This window comes from Phycisphaeraceae bacterium (genome assembly GCA_019636675.1).
In the GTDB taxonomy this organism is placed as follows: Bacteria; Planctomycetota; Phycisphaerae; order Phycisphaerales; family UBA1924; genus JAHBXC01.
In genome coordinates this window covers 938,325-954,039 of the sequence record JAHBXC010000001.1, presented here as the reverse complement: position 1 = coordinate 954,039, position 15,715 = coordinate 938,325, and the positions used below count along the sequence as shown (strand labels likewise).

Sequence of the window (15,715 nt, the reverse complement as noted above, 5' to 3'; positions counted from 1 at the left end):
GCGATGGCAGACCCTACGATCTTTCAGTCCTCCGCCTCGGCCCTCGCGCTCTTCGTCGAGCTGCGCTGGGGCGACCCGAACGCCGGTATCACGGGCATCGACCGCCCCGAGAGCGGCTCGGCGCGCTACACGACCTGGCACGCGCCCGTCATCGCCGACGGAGCCACCACGCGCTACGAGCCGCTGGCCGGGCTGCGCTACGAGCCGTCGCGCCAGACCGGCGCCGTCGAGGATGAGCCCTTCGAGCTGTCGCTGCCCCGGGGCGTCGAGCCGCTGCGCAGCGTCGTGCGCAAGGGGCACCCTCCCATCGAGGTCATCGTGCGGCGCGGCGACCCCGCCGACGAGTCGACCTGGCGCATCCAGGCGCGCGGGCACTTCGTGGAGCGCGACTGGATCGTCGGCGCTGACCCCAGGGCGACGGTGCGCATCCGCTGCTCGAGCGTGAAGTCGATGCTCGACATCCCGCTGTGCGTGCTGGCCGAGCCCGACTGCCAGTGGGCGCTCGCGTCGACCTCGTGCGGCATCCCCATCGAAGATGTCACCGTCGCCGGCGTGCTCACGGCTATCGAGGGTCGGACCGTCGCCGTCGATGTGCTCAGCACCCAGCCCGAGCTGCGCGGCATCGTGATGCCAGTGGGGTGGGCGCGGTTCGGTCGGCTCAGAAAGAACGGGCTGGTGTTCGACATCCTCGACCACGACCACGCCTCGGGGACCGCGCTGCTCAGCGGCGAGCCGCCCGAGCGCTGGCTGCAGCAGTATGTGGGCGTGACGGCTGGCTGCCCGCGCGACAAGCCTTCTTGCGTGGGCCGCTTCAACAATCTCTCGCGCTTCAGCGGGTACGGCGTGGCGATACCCGACTACAACCCCGGATTCAGCGGAGGGAGCCGATGACCGGCGCTCGCACTTCAGTCGGCATGCTGCGCGCGGCCCGCTTCGACGCGTCGCGCGACGAGCCGATCTTCGCGCGGGCCCTCGAGCCGGCGATCGAGAGCATCCTCGTGGAGGCTGCGTCGTGGATGCGCACGCCCCACCGGGCCGGTCAGCAGACCAAGGGCGTCGGCGTGGACTGCACGCACCTGGTGGCGGCGGTGCTCGACCACGCGCTCCGCCGGCTGGGCATGTTCCATCTGGTCGTCGACCACGGGCCCTGCCCGCGCGCAGCGCAGGACAGCGGCCTTCACGCGGACGCGTTCGCGTCCGGTGGCGACGCAGACATGACGGGCGCGGCGCGGTGGATGCTCAAGCGCTACCCGCTCCGCCTGGTTGAGGACCAGGGCGATGTGCAGCCGCTGGATGTCCTCGCGCTGCGCCTGAGCGAGGGGGAGGGCGCCAACGCCAACCACGCCGCGATCGCCCTCGAGCCCTTCGGGCGTTTCCTTCACTGCGGAGGCGGGCCCGGCGGGCGCGTCTGCATCGGCTCGCTCCGCGACGACGCGATGCGTCGGCGCGTGGCGTTCGTGTTCCGTCCCGTGACCACTTGGGAGACGCGGTGATGGGCAAGGCACTTTTGGGCAAGCTCGCGATCGGCGCCGGAATCGGCGCGTTGAGCATGCTGACCGGCAAGCGCGGCGCGGGCGCCGAGAACATCGGCTGGGACCAGCAGCCCACGGTGCTGGCGCAGCGCGGGGCCGCGCTCCCGATGGTGATCGGGCGATACGAGGTCGCGCCGCACATGCTCTACGCCGGCGATCGCCGCTCCAAGAAGAGCGGCGGGAAGAAGTCCACGAGCAAGGGGGCGGGGCGTTCGTACCAGGAGGCGGGGATGCTCGGCGTGTGCACCGGCGCCGTCGACACCCTGCACCAGATCCGCGTCGACGGCGGCAAGGTGATCTACGAGGGCCCCCTCGAGTCGAGCGCCGGATCGGGCGTCACGATCTCGACCAGGTCGCCCAACCCCGGCAACCTCGATGTCTACTTCGGCGAGTCAGACCAGCCCGTCAACGCCTCGCTCGGGCAGGGAGAGGGCGCGGGCACGCTGGGCACTGGCGTCGAGTCCTCCTGGCCGCACCTCTGCTACCTCGAGGCGCGTCGGCTCGCCCTGGGCGATTCGCCCATCTGGCCGACGCTGCGCATCGAGGTCGAGCGCCGCCTCGTCGCGCCGCTCACCGAGAGCCCCAACTGGTTCGAGGCGGCGTACGACAAGGGCGGGCACAACCCGGCGCACGCGCTGTGGGCGCTGCTCACGCTCCCGCAACCGCTGGGTCTGGGCATCCCGTGCTGGCGCCTCTGGTGCGACCGCTTCGAGGAGGTCGGGATGCGCTGCGCCGACGAGGGCCTGGCGTTCAATTACCTGGCGGCGAACGCCGCCAGCGGCGCGCAGATCATCGCCGACATCCTCGCCGACGCCGGCGGGCTGATGCTCGAGCAGGACGGGCTGCTGTTCCCGAGGCTGGTGCGCATCCCCGACGACGACGAGATCGTCGAGCTGCCCGTCATCGACGAGGGCGTGATCGGCGAGGGCGGCGTCCGCATCGTCGAGACGGACCCGCCGCTGCGCCGGAACAAGGTGGTCTGCACCTACCGCGACGCGAACCACGAGTATCGGGATATGCCCGTGCCGCTGCAGGCGGACGGGTCGATCGAGATCTCGGGCCAGGTGCGACCCACGCGCATCGACCTCCGCGCCGTGACCACGCCCGATGTGGCGCGAGTGGTCGCCGACCGCCGATCGTTCGAGACGCTGCTCCAGGCCGAGACCCTCGAGTTCCGCGCGCTGCGAGGCGCCAGCGAGCTGCGACCCGGCGACGCCTTCATCCTCCGGCTCGTGGGCGAGCCCGACCGCCTGTGCATGGTGGTCGGGCGCGACCCCGAGCCGCTGGCCTTCGCGGCGGTGCTCACCTGCACGGTGTACCAGTACGGTCGGCGGGTCTTCGCCTTCACGCCGCCAATCATCGGGCCCCCGCCCGTGCTTCCCTCGCTCTCGCCCGACCTCTTCTTCACGCCGCTCGAGCTTCCTCACGGGCTGTCGCGTGGGCTTGGCGACCCCGACCAGGCCCGCGTCGCGCTCCCGCGCGTGCGGGCTAACGATGTCTCCACCGGCGCCGTCGCGCTCGCCTCCGACAACGCGATGACCTACGCCGTGCTCGGCCAGGACGCGCGCGTCGCCTTCGGCGGCGAGCTCGAGGACGACCTCCCCGTCACCCGCACCATCGTCGACGGCGACGGCTCGCGCGAGGACGGCCCGGTCATCCTCGCCTTCAACGACGAGGTCGAGGACTTCGAGGACCTCTCGGACGCCATGCTCGGCAACCAGTGGCTGGCCGGGCGTCAGGTCGCGCTGATCGGCGAGGGCGCCGACGCGGAGATCGTGTTCGTGCGGGCAGCGGTGGGGCTCGCGCCCGCGAGCTCGGGGCGTCACCGCCTCGTCGGGCTGGTGCGCGGCAGGTACGACACCGCGCAGCGTGCTTGGCCGGCGGGAACGCCGTTCGTCGTGCTCGCCACCGGGTCCGAAGATGTCCGTATCACCCCGTTCCCCATCGGCGTCGCCGTGGCCGAGGGGACCGAGGGCCACTTCAAGGCCCTGCCCATCGGCGGCTCAGGCGAGATCGACGCCGGCGACATCGACGCCAAGACGCTGGTCATCGAGGCACGCGCCGCGCGACCGCTTCCCCCGCTCAACGCCCGGGCCAACGACCAGCTGGGCGCGGCGACCTATCTCACGGGCGAGGATGTCCGGATCACCTGGGACTACCGCGTGCGCGACGGCGCCGGGTACGCCGCGGGCGAGCGCGGCGCGGGCATGGCCACCACCATGCAGCCCTCCCGCGACGGGCCCTTCGCTGTCGAGGTCTGGTCGGACACGGGATCGGGCCTCGAGCTGAGGCGCACCATCACGCTCGACAGCGACTCCACCCGCCCCCCGGCGGGGGGCGTCCTCTACACCGCCGTCATGAACGCCGCCGACCACGGCGGCTCGCCCGCGTCGGAGTTCGTCGCGCGCGTCTGGTCTACCCGTGGTGGGCGCCGCTCGCGCGCCGCCGCCGTTGTCACCGTCACGCTGGAGTGAGTAGCCATGCCCATCGACCCCGCCACCAACCCCCTCAACCTCAGCGACCTCGCCGCCGGCCAGGCCGGGTGGGACGCCACGATCCAGGACGCCCTGGAGGTGCTCGCGCCCCAGGACAAGGTGTACGCGGGCAACGCCTCGGCCCTTGAGGCCAAGGCCACTCCCCTCAGGGTGGAGGCGGTGGGGCTGGTTCGGCTGCAGGGCTACGACATCGCCGACCTGCCGGGGCCGGGCTCGAACACGAGCCGCTGCATGGCATGGGTCAACGATCCGGGCAGCGGGGGGCCACGCCCGGCGTACTGCGACGGGACCAACTGGCGCTGGTACGCGGACGATGCCGTGGTGAGCTGAGGGGGGGTTCGCGCTACAGATTTGCGAGCTGGCTTATTTCGCAAATCGGCAAGCCCTTATCGCGCGACAGAACAGCGGGGACATCGGGTCAGAGCCGCGGCCGGGAGGACGCGGGTCGACGCGTGCGTGGTGCGTTGATGCGCGTCACCGCCGACGGCGTGCGGTTGTGTGCATCATCAGCGCCAGACCCAGAGCCACCCCCGCGCCCGGCGAGGGGATCGCCGCGGCCAGCCGGAGCGTGCCGTCTCCGGTAGTCGGCCCGAGCCAGTACGCTTCTTCCATGTCCCAGTGCGCGGGATCGCGGTACGCCGCCGCCCCGAGGACGATCCGACTCTGGTTCATGAACTCCTGATCCTCGCGCCAGGTCTCGGTCCACTCCGCCCCACCCCCGGTGGTGTCGAGCAGGCCCCAGGGGCTCTGGACATGCGGGTAGCTGCCCGAGTCGAGCGGCCTGAACTGCCCCGCGGGCCACTCGATGCCGTCGCGCCCTGCGTTGGTCTCACCGCCGAGCGCAGGGTCCCCCGGGATCGGCGCGTCGTCGCTGGAGTGGCCGTAGAGCCAGTACCCCCCCTGGCCTTCGCCGTGGCGGTTGGGGTCGTAGAAGGTCGCCTTCGCGAGTTCGTCGGCGCTTGGGATCCAGAACTTCGCGTCGGGCGAGCGGGAGTCCTGGTCGGTCCGGTACGACACCCCCTTGGGCCCGGTCGGGATGCGCGCGAAGGTCGAAGTGTCGTAGGCGCCGGTCTCGAAGTCCGCGCTGGTGACCTCGGACGCGGGCCTGGCGCCGTTGTGCAGCCAGTTCACCATGCGCGCGAAGTACAGCCAGTTCGAGGTCGCGGGCTTGTCGGCGCGTGACTGGTCCAGCGTGAACTGCGCCACGCCGCCCGACAGACCCGCGAACTGGATTGGGCTGTTCAGCGACATGCTTCCCTCAGGCACGAGGCGATCCCGCGTCCCGATCCCGAGGCGGAACTCGGTCGGCATGACCGGCGCATACGCCTGCACGAAGTCGAAGTACTGCCCCCAGGTCACCTCCGTGGTGGCGATGCGATACTCGTAATCCACGCCCCCCAGCGGGCGCGTCGGGCCCGGGTTCTGCGGCGAGGGCCGCCAGTTGGGGACCTGCGCGGGGGCGTTGCCCGCGTCGCCGATGGTGCTGAAGGTGAAGCCGTGCTCCTGCGTGAACCGCAGGTGCTGGTTGTTGGCCGCGCCCCCGCCCCCGGAACCCTGCGCAACAACGACCGACGCGCACGCGAGCACGCTGACAACAGAACCACACGAACGGATCTTCACGGCGACGCTCCTCGGAACGGAGTGACTCGATCAACGCGGCCCCCGAAGGGCGCGTTCTGTGCGGCCGCAATGTACCGGAAACGCCGGCGGATTGGAAGGTCTGAGAACCGGAAAATCGGAGAAATCCGGGTGCCACCACACGAAGTGTGGTGCTACACCCTCTTGGGGCTTCGCCTTTCTTTGTCCCTGTCTTCCTCAAATCGAGAAGGGGTAGAAGGGGTAGGCACCACACTTTGTGTGGTGGCACCGGAGGGAGAGTGAGAGAAGGGAAAGTGAGATGTTGAGGAGGGAAGCCCGGAGTTCTGGTAGCCCTCCCCTGGCCCCTCCCATCTCGCTGCGCTCGACAGGAGGGGGAGCAGAGAGGAGACGGAGCAATGCCGCCCCAACGCCTATCGCGAAGCTATGGGAGACAGCGAGCCCTTTCTTTGGGCTTCATTTCCTTCTCGCTACTTCCTCAGATCGAGAAGATGCAAGCGAGAGGAGCGTCGCGCTCACGGCCCGACGAAGGTGTCGGTGTCGTCGTCGGGGCGTTCGGTGCCCTGGAGGGTGGGGCGCTTGGTGAGCGTGAGGTGCTGGGGGAGCCAGATGTTGTCGCCGTTGGCGAGCACGGGGGAGGCGAGGAAGACGACGGAGCCGTCGTTGAAGAGCGCGTTCTGGCCGCGTCCGGAGTGGTTGCGTGAGCGTGCCTCGGGGTCGAAGCGCTCGCCGAAGCGTGCGCGTTCGACGATGGGGCTCTTGTCGGCCATGACGACGACGCGTCCCGTGCCGTTCCACATGGCGCGAGGGCGCGTGGGGATCTGGTAGGAGTAGGAGACCTCGTGGAAGGCGCGCCAGTCGCGCTGCTCGGCGTCGTGCATGTGGACGGGCGCGCCGGGGTTGCCCGGGCACGCGAGGTCGCGCAGGACGGCGTGGCCGGTGCGCGCGAGCTCGAAGAGATTGGCGGAGTTGGACTGGCCGGGCGTGCCGACATTCCACCACGACCCGCGGAACCCGGCGCTGACGACGGGCAGGCGCCCGGAGTGGTCGCCGGCGTAGAGCCCGAAGCCGGCGCCGGCGGCGCGCATCGAGTTCTGGCAGGCAGTCACGCGCAGTTCTTCGCGGAAACTCGACGCGATGGGCCAGAGGACCGCGAAGCCGAGCATGAGCGCGGCGGCGGTTGAGAACAGTTCCCGCAGGCGCAGCCCCCGGCGGGGCAGCACGAAGTCGTTGGCCCCGAACTGGCGCGAACGCTCGTCTTCGTCGATGCGGCGCTGGATCGCGTCGAGGGCGCGCTCCACGCGTGCGGCCCGTTCGTCGGCGCTGAACGCGCCGGACGGCGCGCCGGCGTCGAGGGTGTGCAGCAGGTTCGCGACCCGGGCGGCGCGCGGCGCGAGCGCCGGGGCGACGCGCGAGACATCCCACCCCGAGTCGACGAGCGCGTCGATGGACGCGCCGTCCTCGAGCGAGAGCGGGCGGTCGGTGTCGGCGCCCGCCATCGGCGTGCGCGCGACGCGGGCCATCGTGACGGTGGTGAGGAGCGAGCGCCGGCGCGCGTCGGTCAGATCGTCGAGCCCGGCGTCGAGCAGGCCCATGAGGGCCGCCACGCGTCCGGCGCGATCTCGGAGCTGCGCCGGGACGCGCTGCGCGTCGAAGCGCGCGTCGACGAGCGCGTCGAGCGCGGCCTTGTCGGCGTCGCTCAGCGTGAACGGCTCGGGGTTCGGATCGTGCTGGTCGGGCGGGGGGTTCACTTCAGCGCTCTCAGGTTCGACCCTTGCGGGGAGGACTCGACCCTCTCGGGGAGTCGGGAGGTGAAAGGAACGGTGGTTCGATCCCGGCGGGAGAGAGTCGCCGGGTGAAGCCGCGACGGGTGGAGGGGGCCGGTCGCGACGACGGTCAGGGATTCGACTCACGGCTTACGGCGCGAGTCGGGCGCGGGTTCACTCGTTCGCGGCGCGTTTTCGCGCGCGGCTCGGCGCGTCGTCGGGGAGGGGGTTCTGGGACCGATCCCCGTTGTTGCCGGCTTGGCGCTCGCGCCAGGCGCGACCGAAGGCGGCGACGGCGGCGTGCAGGCGGCTCTTGACGGTCCCGAGGGGGACGCCCAGCCCGTCGGCGATGTTGGAATAGGAAAGACGCTGGAAGTAGGCCAGCAGCAGGATCTCGCGCAGGTGGGGGGGCAGCGAGTCGACGCATTCCTGCACGAGCAGGTCGCGCTCCCGGTCGTCGAGCTCCACCCCAGGGGGCGGGACATCGATCTCCATGAGGTCCATGAAGGTGCGCCCGTCGCCGCCGGAGGAGCCCCCGATGGGCGCCGAGAGGTCGAGGGGCGCGTTGCGCCGGTGCTTGCGCAGGTAGTCGCGCGCCTTGTTGGCGGCGATCGTGAAGAGCCAGGGCTTGAAGCGCCGGGAAGTGTCGAAGGAATCGGCCGAGAGGTGGACCTGCAGGAAGGCGTCCTGGAAGACATCCTCCGCGGCCTGGCGGTCGCTGAGAAATCGCGCGAGGAACCGCATCAGCGCGTCGTGGTGGCGCTCGATGATGGTGCGCAGCGCGGCGGCGTCGCCCGAGCGGTAGTCCTCCAGCAGTTGCTCGTCGGTCCGTTGGTCGTCCAAGGCGTGCCTTCACCGTCGGCCGGGTCCGGGGTCATCGCTTGAGAAGCCCGGCGGCGGGATCGTCCCACACGAAGGATACGACGCCCGTGATTCGGGGGATGTTCTGGGCGGGTTCGGGGCGGAATGAAAAACCCCCGCCGGGAGCGAGGGTTGGTGGGGTCGGGCGGGGCAGTTCTCAGGCGTTCGCAGGGGTCGCGGTCGACGCCTTGACCGACTTCTCGACGATCGTGTCGAAGGCGGCGGGGTCGTGGATCGCGATCTCGGAGAGCATCTTGCGGTTGAGCAGGATGCCGGCGTTGCTGAGCCCGTTCATGAACAGGGAGTAGCGGGTCCCGCGCATGCGGCAGGCGGCGGTGATGCGCGTGATCCAGAGGGAGCGCATGTTGCGCTTGAGGGCGCGACGGTCACGCCACGCGAACCGCCCGGCGCGCATGAGCGCGACCTTGGCCTGCTGGTAGTGACGGGACTTGGTGCCGTAGTAGCCGCGGGCCTCACGGAGGACGCGGTTGTGCTGGCGCTTACGGGCGGCGCCTTTGCGTGCGCGTGGCATGGACGAAACTCCTCAGACAATGCCGGACGGGGCGGCCGGACTCTCGGCCGATCTTGGTGCCCGGACGGCGGGTGTGTGATTCAGGGTCTGCGAGCTCAGGCGTTCGCGGCGGCGGCGGCCTTGCGCTCGGCCTGCATGGCCTTGCGCTGCTCGGGCGAGGGGCTGCGCTTCATCGAGGTGCGCGGCTGGTCGGCGCCGCGGGTGCGCGTGTGCAGCAGCAGCTCGACGCGCTTGGCCTCGCCACGCGACATGGTCTTGGAGGCGCGATACTCGCGGATCTCGGCGCCGGACTTGTTGGACTTGAGGTGGCTGCCGCCGCAGGTCTTGTGCTTGACCTTGCCCGTCTTGGTGAGACGGATGCGCTTGAGCAGGCCTTTGTGGGTCTTGTTCTTCGGCATGGTGATTCGCTCCGCGGCTTGGCTGGGCCCGTGGGACCTTTGATTGTCCGCGGCGGGAGGCGGTGGTGGTAGAACGGCTCCGATCCGCCCGGATCGGGACGCGGAGCATACGCCCGCCTCCCCTCGCGGGTCGAGTCGTCATCTCCTTCGGTTGAAGATCGCGCGAAGGTTCGCGATGGTTCTATGATGCCCGCGATGCCCGACCGCACCCGACGCCCCGCCGCCGAAACCCTCGGACATCCCGAACAAAGCCAGACCGGCGAGGTCGGGGCGCCGCCCCCGGGGGTGCTCGCGCGCCTGCCGGTCCTCCGCCCTGGGTCCAGAGCGCTCGCCGAGCGCCTCCTGCTCGAGGATTCTGAGAAGAAGGAGAAGTGCGGCGTGTTCGGCGTCTGGGGCGAGCCGGACCCGGCCAACCTCGTCTACATCGGGCTCTACGCCCTCCAGCACAGGGGCCAGGAGTCGGCGGGCGTCGCCGTCACCGACGCCGGCAAGCTTCGCGCGCACACCGGGATGGGGCTGGTGTCCGAGGTGTTCTCCTCGCGCGTGCTGCGCGACCTCGCCGGGCCGGAGGTGCGAGGGGGCATCGGGCACAACCGCTACTCGACCGCCGGCGGGTCGCTCGCGTGCAACGCGCAGCCGATCCTCGAGAGCTATATCGGGGGGCAGGTCGCGGTGGCGCACAACGGGAATCTGACCAACGCGTCGGCGCTGCGCCAGTTCTACGAGGAAGCCGGGCACATCTTCCACACGCAGAGCGACACGGAAGTGATCGTGCACCTGCTCGCGTCGCCGCGACAGCAGAAGAGCCCCGACACGATCGCCGCGACGCTGCGCCGGCTCGAGGGCGCGTTCAGCGTGCTGTTCCTGTTCTCCGATCGCATCGAAGCGGCGCGCGACCCCCACGGGTGGCGCCCGCTCGTGCTGGGCGAGACGCGCGAGGGCAAGCCCGTCGTCGCGAGCGAGACCGTGGCGCTCGACGCGATCAACGCGAGGTTCGTGCGCGAGGTCGAGCCGGGCGAGATCGTGACACTCTCGGACCGGGGCGTCGAGTCGCGGCGCTTCGCGGAGCCGGCCGAGCGCAAGGCCCACTGCGTCTTCGAGCACGTGTACTTCGCGAGCCCGTCGAGCGTGGTCTTCGGGCAGACGGTGCAGCTCGTGCGAGAGCGACTGGGCGAGCAGCTCGCGCGAGAGGCCCCGCCCCCGGTCGGCGTGGACTACATCATGCCCATGCCCGACTCGGGGCGATCGGCGGCGAACGGGTACTCGCGCGCCGCCAATGTCCCGTACCGCGAGGGGATCGTCCCCAACCGGTATGTCGGCCGCACCTTCATCAAGCCCACTCAGCGCGAGCGAGCGGCGGCGGTGCGACTGAAGCTGAATGTCATCGACGAGATCGTGCGCGACAAGTCGATCGTGGTCGTGGACGACTCGATCGTGCGGGGCACGACCACGAAGGTGAAGATGGAGCAGCTCCGCGAGGCCGGCGCGAGGGAGATACACCTTCGCATCTCGTGCCCGCCCATCCGGCACCCGTGCTTCTTCGGCGTGGACTTCCCCTCGCGCGAGCAGCTCGTCGCGCACGAGCGGACCATCGAAGAGATCCGCGCGATGCTGGGCGTCGACACCCTCGCGTTCCTCTCGATCGAGGGCATGCTGAGGGTCGCGGAGTCTCCGAAGACCCCGGCGAGCGACTACTGCACCGCGTGCTGGTCGGGGAAGTACCCCATCGACATCGACCACCCGCACGTGCTGGACGCGATCGAGCCGGGACAGATGACGCTGCTCTGACCGGGCCCGGCGGAATCCTCTCTGGTAGTCTGATCGAAGGCCACGCCCCGAGAGCACGCCGTGTCGATCGACCCCTCGCCCATCCTGACGGAGCGCCCGCCCGCCCCCGGCGCGGGTTCACCGGCCGTTCCCGGCCTGGACGCTGCGCGCCGGCTGGCGTCGACGCACTACGAGAACTTCCATGTGCTGTCGCGGTTCGTGCCCGCGGGTCTGCGCGACGACTTCGCGGCGGTCTACGCGTTCTGCAGGGGGGCGGACGACATCGCCGACGATGCGCCGCCGACCGATGAGGGGCGCGCGCAGGCCCTCGCGGAGCTGGCGCGATGGCACGCCCTGGTGGAAGAGGCGCACGCGTCTGCGCGCGACGAGCGCGACGCGCCCCCCGATGACCCGATATTCGGGCCGCTCGCCGAGACGATGCGCCGGCGGGCCCTCGACGCCGCGCCGTTCCACGATCTGCTCGACGCGTTCGAGCAGGACCAGCGCGTGACGCGCTACGAGACATGGGAGCAGGTGCTCGACTATTGCGCGCGCAGCGCGAACCCGGTGGGCAGGATCGTGCTGGCGATGATCGATTCGGTCGCTCCGCTGCCCTCGGGCGGGCGAGGCGCCCTGAGCGAGCGTGACGCGATGCTGCGGATGTCCGACGCGGTCTGCACGGCGCTGCAGCTGGCGAACTTCTGGCAGGATGTGCGGCGAGACCTCGACGAGCGTGATCGGGTGTACCTGCCGAGCGTCGAGACGGGCCTCGACGCCCAGACGCTTCGGCGGTGGAAGGACACACCCGACGACGCGTCGGCGCGCGTGGCGTATATCCGAGCGATGCGCCCGCTGGTGCGCCGGACGAGGGAGATGTTTGCGCAGGGTGAGGCGCTGCCGCGGATGATCCCGGACGCGGACCTGTCGCGCGTGGTGCGCCTGTTCATCGCTGGCGGCGAGCGGACGCTGGACAAGATCGAGCGGATCGGCTGCGCAACGCTGTGGTCGAGGCCCTCCCTCACGAAGGCGGAGAAGGCGGGCATCCTGCTGCGAACGCGTCTCGCGCCTGGGACGACATCGAACGGCAACGGCGAGCCGGTGTTCGTGCGTGTGGCGCTCGAGAAGTGCGCTTCGGTGACGCGGCGCGAGGCGCGGAACTTCTATTACGGGCTGCGCCTGACCCCCGGGCGGCGCCGGTCAGCGCTGTACGCGGTCTACGCGTGGATGCGCGATGCCGACGACGACGCGGATGAGGACGATCGCGCCGTGCCGACGCGCGAGGTCGCGATGGCCCGCATCGAGCGCCGGCGTTCGCGCCTGCGCGCGCTCGTGGAGCGAGATTGCCTCGAGAGCGCGCACGCGTCGTGGGTGGGGCTGGCGTGGGCGATGCGCGAGTTTCCTGTTGACGCCGGCGATCTGTTCGGGCTGCTGGAAGGGCTCGAGGAGGACGCGAACCACGCTGGGTACGAGTCTCGCGACGGGCTGGAGCGGTACTGCGAGCGCGTCGCGAGCACCGTGGGGCGGGTGTGCGTCGCGATCTGGGGGACGGTCCCGGGGGCGGACGCGAAGGGCGTGCGCGAGAAGGCGACGAGCCGCGGCGTGGCGTTCCAACTGTCGAACATCCTGCGCGATATCCGGCGCGATTTCCTCGCGGGGCGCGTGTACGTGCCCCGCGAGGACCTGGCTCGCCACGGCCTTTCGGCGCAGGCGCTGGCCGAGTGGTCGAAGCCCGATGGGTGCGCTGCGCTCGTGCGCGATCTGGCCGCCTGGGCGCGCCGGGAGTTCGAGGCGTCGGAGGGGCTCGAGGCGATGATCGACCCGGCGTGCGCCCCGTCGATGCGCGCGATGACCGAGATTTACTCGGGCGTGCTCGGCATGCTCGAGCGTGAGCCGATGCTGGCGGCGTGCGAGCCGCGCGCGTCGCTGCCGGCGTGGCGGAAGGTCGCGATCATGCTGCACGCGCGGGGCGGGCGCGCATGACCACGCCCGATGTGGTGATCGTCGGGGGCGGGCTCGCGGGCCTGAGCGCGGCGGTCCGTCTGAGCGCCGAGGGAGTGCGCGTGCTCGTGCTCGAGACACGGCGGAAACTCGGGGGGCGCGCGACATCGTTCACCGACCCGCGCACCGGCGAGACGCTCGACAACTGCCAGCATGTGGCGATGGGGTGCTGCGCGAACTACCTGGATTTCTGCGAGCGCGTGGGCGTGTCTGACCTGCTGCGATGGACCGAGACGCTGCACTTCGTCGAAGAGGGCGGGCGCGAGAGCGTGGTCCGGCCCGGGAAGGGCGCGCTCGGGATGCCGGCGCCTGCCCACACGACCTGGTCGTTCCTGCGTGCTTCCTTTCTGACGACGGACGAGAAGGTCGCTGTCGCGCGGGGGATGATCGCGGCCCTGCGCGCGGACCGGCTGGCGGAGCGGTCGCGGACCTTCGGCGAATGGCTCGCGGCGCATTCGCAGCCGCGCGGCGCGGTCGAGAAGTTCTGGGCGCCGGTGGTGGTCAGCGCGTGTAACCTGACGCCGTCGCGGGTCGCGGCGAGCAGCGCGATCCATGTGTTTCAGGAGGGCTTTCTCGCGCGCGCCGACGCGTCGCGCATCGCGCTGGCGTCGGGGCCTCTCGTCGAGTTGTACGACCCGGCGGAGCGAGCGATCGTCGAACGCGGGGGCGAGGTCCGGCTCGGCGCGAGCGTCGTGGGCGTGGACGAGCGCGGCGTGACGCTCGCTGGCGGCGAACGCGTCGACGCGGGGCGCGTGATCCTCGCGGTTCCCGCCGAGCGGGCGGCGGGGATCGCGTCGGACGAACTCCGCGCGCGCGATCCGCGTTTCGCGATGCTCGCGCGCGTCGAGCACAGCCCGATCATCGGCGTGCATCTGGCGCTCGATCGCGAAGTCATGACGCAGCCCCACGCGGTGCTGGTGTCCCGAGAAACGCAGTGGCTGTTCAACAAGGGCGGGGCGCCCGATGGAGGCCAACGCCTGCACGCGGTGATCAGCGCCGCCGACGCGTGGGTTGATCTCAGCGAAGCGGAGATCGTCGAGCGGGTGCTGCGCGATCTTCGCGCGTGCTTCCCCACGGCGACGGACGCGCAGATCGTTTCGGCTCGCGCGGTGAAGGAGAAGCGGGCGACTTTCGCCGCGACGCCCGGGTTCGAAGCGGCCCGGCCGGCGCAGTCGTGCGAGGGATCCTCGCTGATTCTCGCGGGTGACTACACGGACACCGGCTGGCCGGCGACGATGGAGGGCGCGGTGCGCAGCGGGTATCTCGCCGCCGGAGCCGTGATGGGCAAGGGGCGCGGCTGGTCTCTGGCGCGATCGGCGGCGCCCTCGTGGCTGGCGCGCGCGCTGGGCGGCGGGGGGTTCAGGCGTTCGATGGGGCTCTGACGGCGCTCACGCGTCGAGGGGGACGTGCTCGACGACCTCGAGGCCGAACGCGTCGAGCCCGGGCATGGTGCGCGGGTGGTTGGTGAGCACGCGGAGTTTCGTGAGGCCCAGGTCGCGCAGGATCTGGCCGCCGATGCCGAACTCGCGGTTGTGCATGGGCATCGCGCCGGCGGGCGACGCGGGGTGCGACATGTCCGGCGCGTCGGGGTCGTACGCGCTGCGCCGGATGCGTTGGAGGCGCTGCGAGAGCGACTGCTTGGCGGCGATCGCGTCGGGCGCGCCCTCGGGGCGGAGGTAGACGATGGCGCCGCGCCCCTCGCGCTGGATGGCGCGCATGGACGCGCGGAGCGCGCTGCTGGTGGATGCCTCGCCCCCGCTCGTCAGCGCGAAGATGTCGCCCAGCAGGTCGCGCCGGTGCATGCGCACGAGCGTCGGGGCGTCCGATGAGTCGGGGTCGCCGATGTCGCCCGCGATCAGCGCGAGGTGGGGGAGGGCGTCGACGACGCTCTCGTAGGCGATGAGGGTGAAGCGCCCGAACTCGGTGTCGATCGGCGTGCCCTCGCGCGGGTCGATGCGCCGGATCAGACTCTCGCGCGCGAGGCGGTGCTCGATGATCTGCGCGACCGAGCACATCTTGAGGTTGTGCTGTGTGCAGAGTTTGATGAGGTCGGGGACGCGTGCCATCTCGCCGTCGTCGCGCATGATCTCGATGATGACCGACGAGGGGTGCAGCCCTGCGAGGCGGCTGAGGTCGACGGAGCCCTCGGTCTGGCCGGTGCGCACGAGCACGCCTCCCTCGCGTGCGCGAAGGGGGTTGATGTGCCCTGGTCGCACGAAATCGTCGGGGCCGAAGGCCGGGTCGATCATCATGCGGATGGTCTTGGCGCGCTCGGCGGCGGAGACGCCGGTGGTGAAGCCGTGTCTGGGGTGCCCGTCGATGGAGACGGTGAAGGGCGTGCCGCGGACCGAGGTGTTGACGGCGCTCTGCGCGTGGAGGTCGAGGCGGTCGCAGTCCTTGCCGGTGAGTGAGAGGCAGAGGTACCCGCGCGCGACGCGGAGCATGAAGTTGATCGCCTCGGGGGTGACGAACTGTCCCGGGAGGATCAGGTCTCCCTCGTTCTCGCGGTCCTCGTCGTCGGTGAGCACGACCATGCGCCCGGCGCGCAGCTCGTCGAGGATCTCGGGAATGGGAGAGAAGGGAGAGTCGGAGGGCATGGGGGGGAGTGTAGGGAGAGGGCACGAGGGACGAGGCACGCGGGGGCAATCGGCAATCGGCAATGGGCAATGGGCAATGGGCAATGGGGAAGAGGTTCTCGTTCTTCCTGCTCCCTCTTCCCTGCTCCCTGCTCCCTCCTCTTGCCCCGTGCCTCGTGCCTTCTCCTCGCCTT

At 70.8% G+C, this 15,715-nt stretch carries 13 protein-coding genes; 7 read left to right on the top strand and 6 right to left on the bottom strand.

From position 1 onward, the window contains the following. Nucleotides 1–3: 3 nt before the first annotated feature. From KF684_04065 to KF684_04050, 4 genes are read left to right on the top strand one after another with little or no spacing between them, the layout of a single operon-like run. Nucleotides 4–891, top strand: coding sequence for a hypothetical protein (locus tag KF684_04065; GenBank protein ID MBX3352084.1), 888 nt, complete (start codon nt 4–6; stop codon nt 889–891). Continuing rightward, entirely contained in the window at nt 888–1,493 is a 606-nt protein-coding gene (locus KF684_04060) for a hypothetical protein (GenBank protein ID MBX3352083.1), read from the top strand. Before KF684_04065 ends, KF684_04060 begins: the two co-directional genes overlap by 4 nt. Beyond that, nucleotides 1,493–4,006: a hypothetical protein gene (locus KF684_04055; GenBank protein MBX3352082.1), complete on the top strand. Its 2,514-nt coding sequence runs from the start codon at nt 1,493–1,495 to the stop codon at nt 4,004–4,006. Before KF684_04060 ends, KF684_04055 begins: the two co-directional genes overlap by 1 nt. Nucleotides 4,007–4,012: 6 nt before the next feature. Next, nucleotides 4,013–4,357 (top strand): hypothetical protein, encoded by a 345-nt coding sequence (locus tag KF684_04050; protein MBX3352081.1) that lies wholly within the window; start codon nt 4,013–4,015, stop codon nt 4,355–4,357. A 144-nt stretch (nt 4,358–4,501) separates the two neighbouring features. Here KF684_04050 and KF684_04045 read toward each other — a convergent pair whose 3' ends face one another. From KF684_04045 to rpmI, 5 genes are all read right to left on the bottom strand, one after another. After that, complete coding sequence (locus KF684_04045) at nt 4,502–5,647, bottom strand: SUMF1/EgtB/PvdO family nonheme iron enzyme (GenBank protein ID MBX3352080.1); 1,146 nt, start codon at nt 5,645–5,647, stop codon at nt 4,502–4,504. 491 nt (nt 5,648–6,138) lie between these two features. Beyond that, nucleotides 6,139–7,374: a hypothetical protein gene (locus tag KF684_04040; protein ID MBX3352079.1), complete on the bottom strand. Its 1,236-nt coding sequence runs from the start codon at nt 7,372–7,374 to the stop codon at nt 6,139–6,141. A 189-nt stretch (nt 7,375–7,563) separates the two neighbouring features. Continuing rightward, nucleotides 7,564–8,232 carry an RNA polymerase sigma factor gene (locus KF684_04035; protein ID MBX3352078.1) on the bottom strand — a complete coding sequence of 223 codons (669 nt, stop codon included), beginning with the start codon at nt 8,230–8,232 and terminating at the stop codon, nt 7,564–7,566. A gap of 175 nt (nt 8,233–8,407) precedes the next feature. After that, entirely contained in the window at nt 8,408–8,782 is a 375-nt protein-coding gene (gene rplT / locus KF684_04030; protein ID MBX3352077.1) for a 50S ribosomal protein L20, read from the bottom strand. Nucleotides 8,783–8,877: 95 nt separating this feature from the next. Next, nucleotides 8,878–9,180, bottom strand: a complete 303-nt coding sequence (gene rpmI, locus KF684_04025) for a 50S ribosomal protein L35 (GenBank protein ID MBX3352076.1) — start codon at nt 9,178–9,180, stop codon at nt 8,878–8,880. 195 nt (nt 9,181–9,375) lie between these two features. On the opposite strand from rpmI, the gene purF reads away from it, so the two are divergent. From purF to hpnE, 3 genes are read left to right on the top strand one after another with little or no spacing between them, the layout of a single operon-like run. Next, nucleotides 9,376–10,968, top strand: coding sequence for an amidophosphoribosyltransferase (purF, locus tag KF684_04020; GenBank protein ID MBX3352075.1), 1,593 nt, complete (start codon nt 9,376–9,378; stop codon nt 10,966–10,968). 60 nt (nt 10,969–11,028) lie between these two features. After that, on the top strand, nt 11,029–12,927 hold the full coding sequence (locus KF684_04015; protein MBX3352074.1) for a squalene/phytoene synthase family protein: 1,899 nt from the start codon (nt 11,029–11,031) through the stop codon (nt 12,925–12,927). Then, nucleotides 12,924–14,327 carry a hydroxysqualene dehydroxylase HpnE gene (gene hpnE, locus KF684_04010; protein ID MBX3352073.1) on the top strand — a complete coding sequence of 468 codons (1,404 nt, stop codon included), beginning with the start codon at nt 12,924–12,926 and terminating at the stop codon, nt 14,325–14,327. Before KF684_04015 ends, hpnE begins: the two co-directional genes overlap by 4 nt. Nucleotides 14,328–14,333: 6 nt before the next feature. On the opposite strand, the gene ribB is transcribed toward hpnE, so the two are convergent. Continuing rightward, on the bottom strand, nt 14,334–15,542 hold the full coding sequence (ribB, locus tag KF684_04005; GenBank protein MBX3352072.1) for a 3,4-dihydroxy-2-butanone-4-phosphate synthase: 1,209 nt from the start codon (nt 15,540–15,542) through the stop codon (nt 14,334–14,336). Nucleotides 15,543–15,715 lie beyond the last annotated feature (173 nt).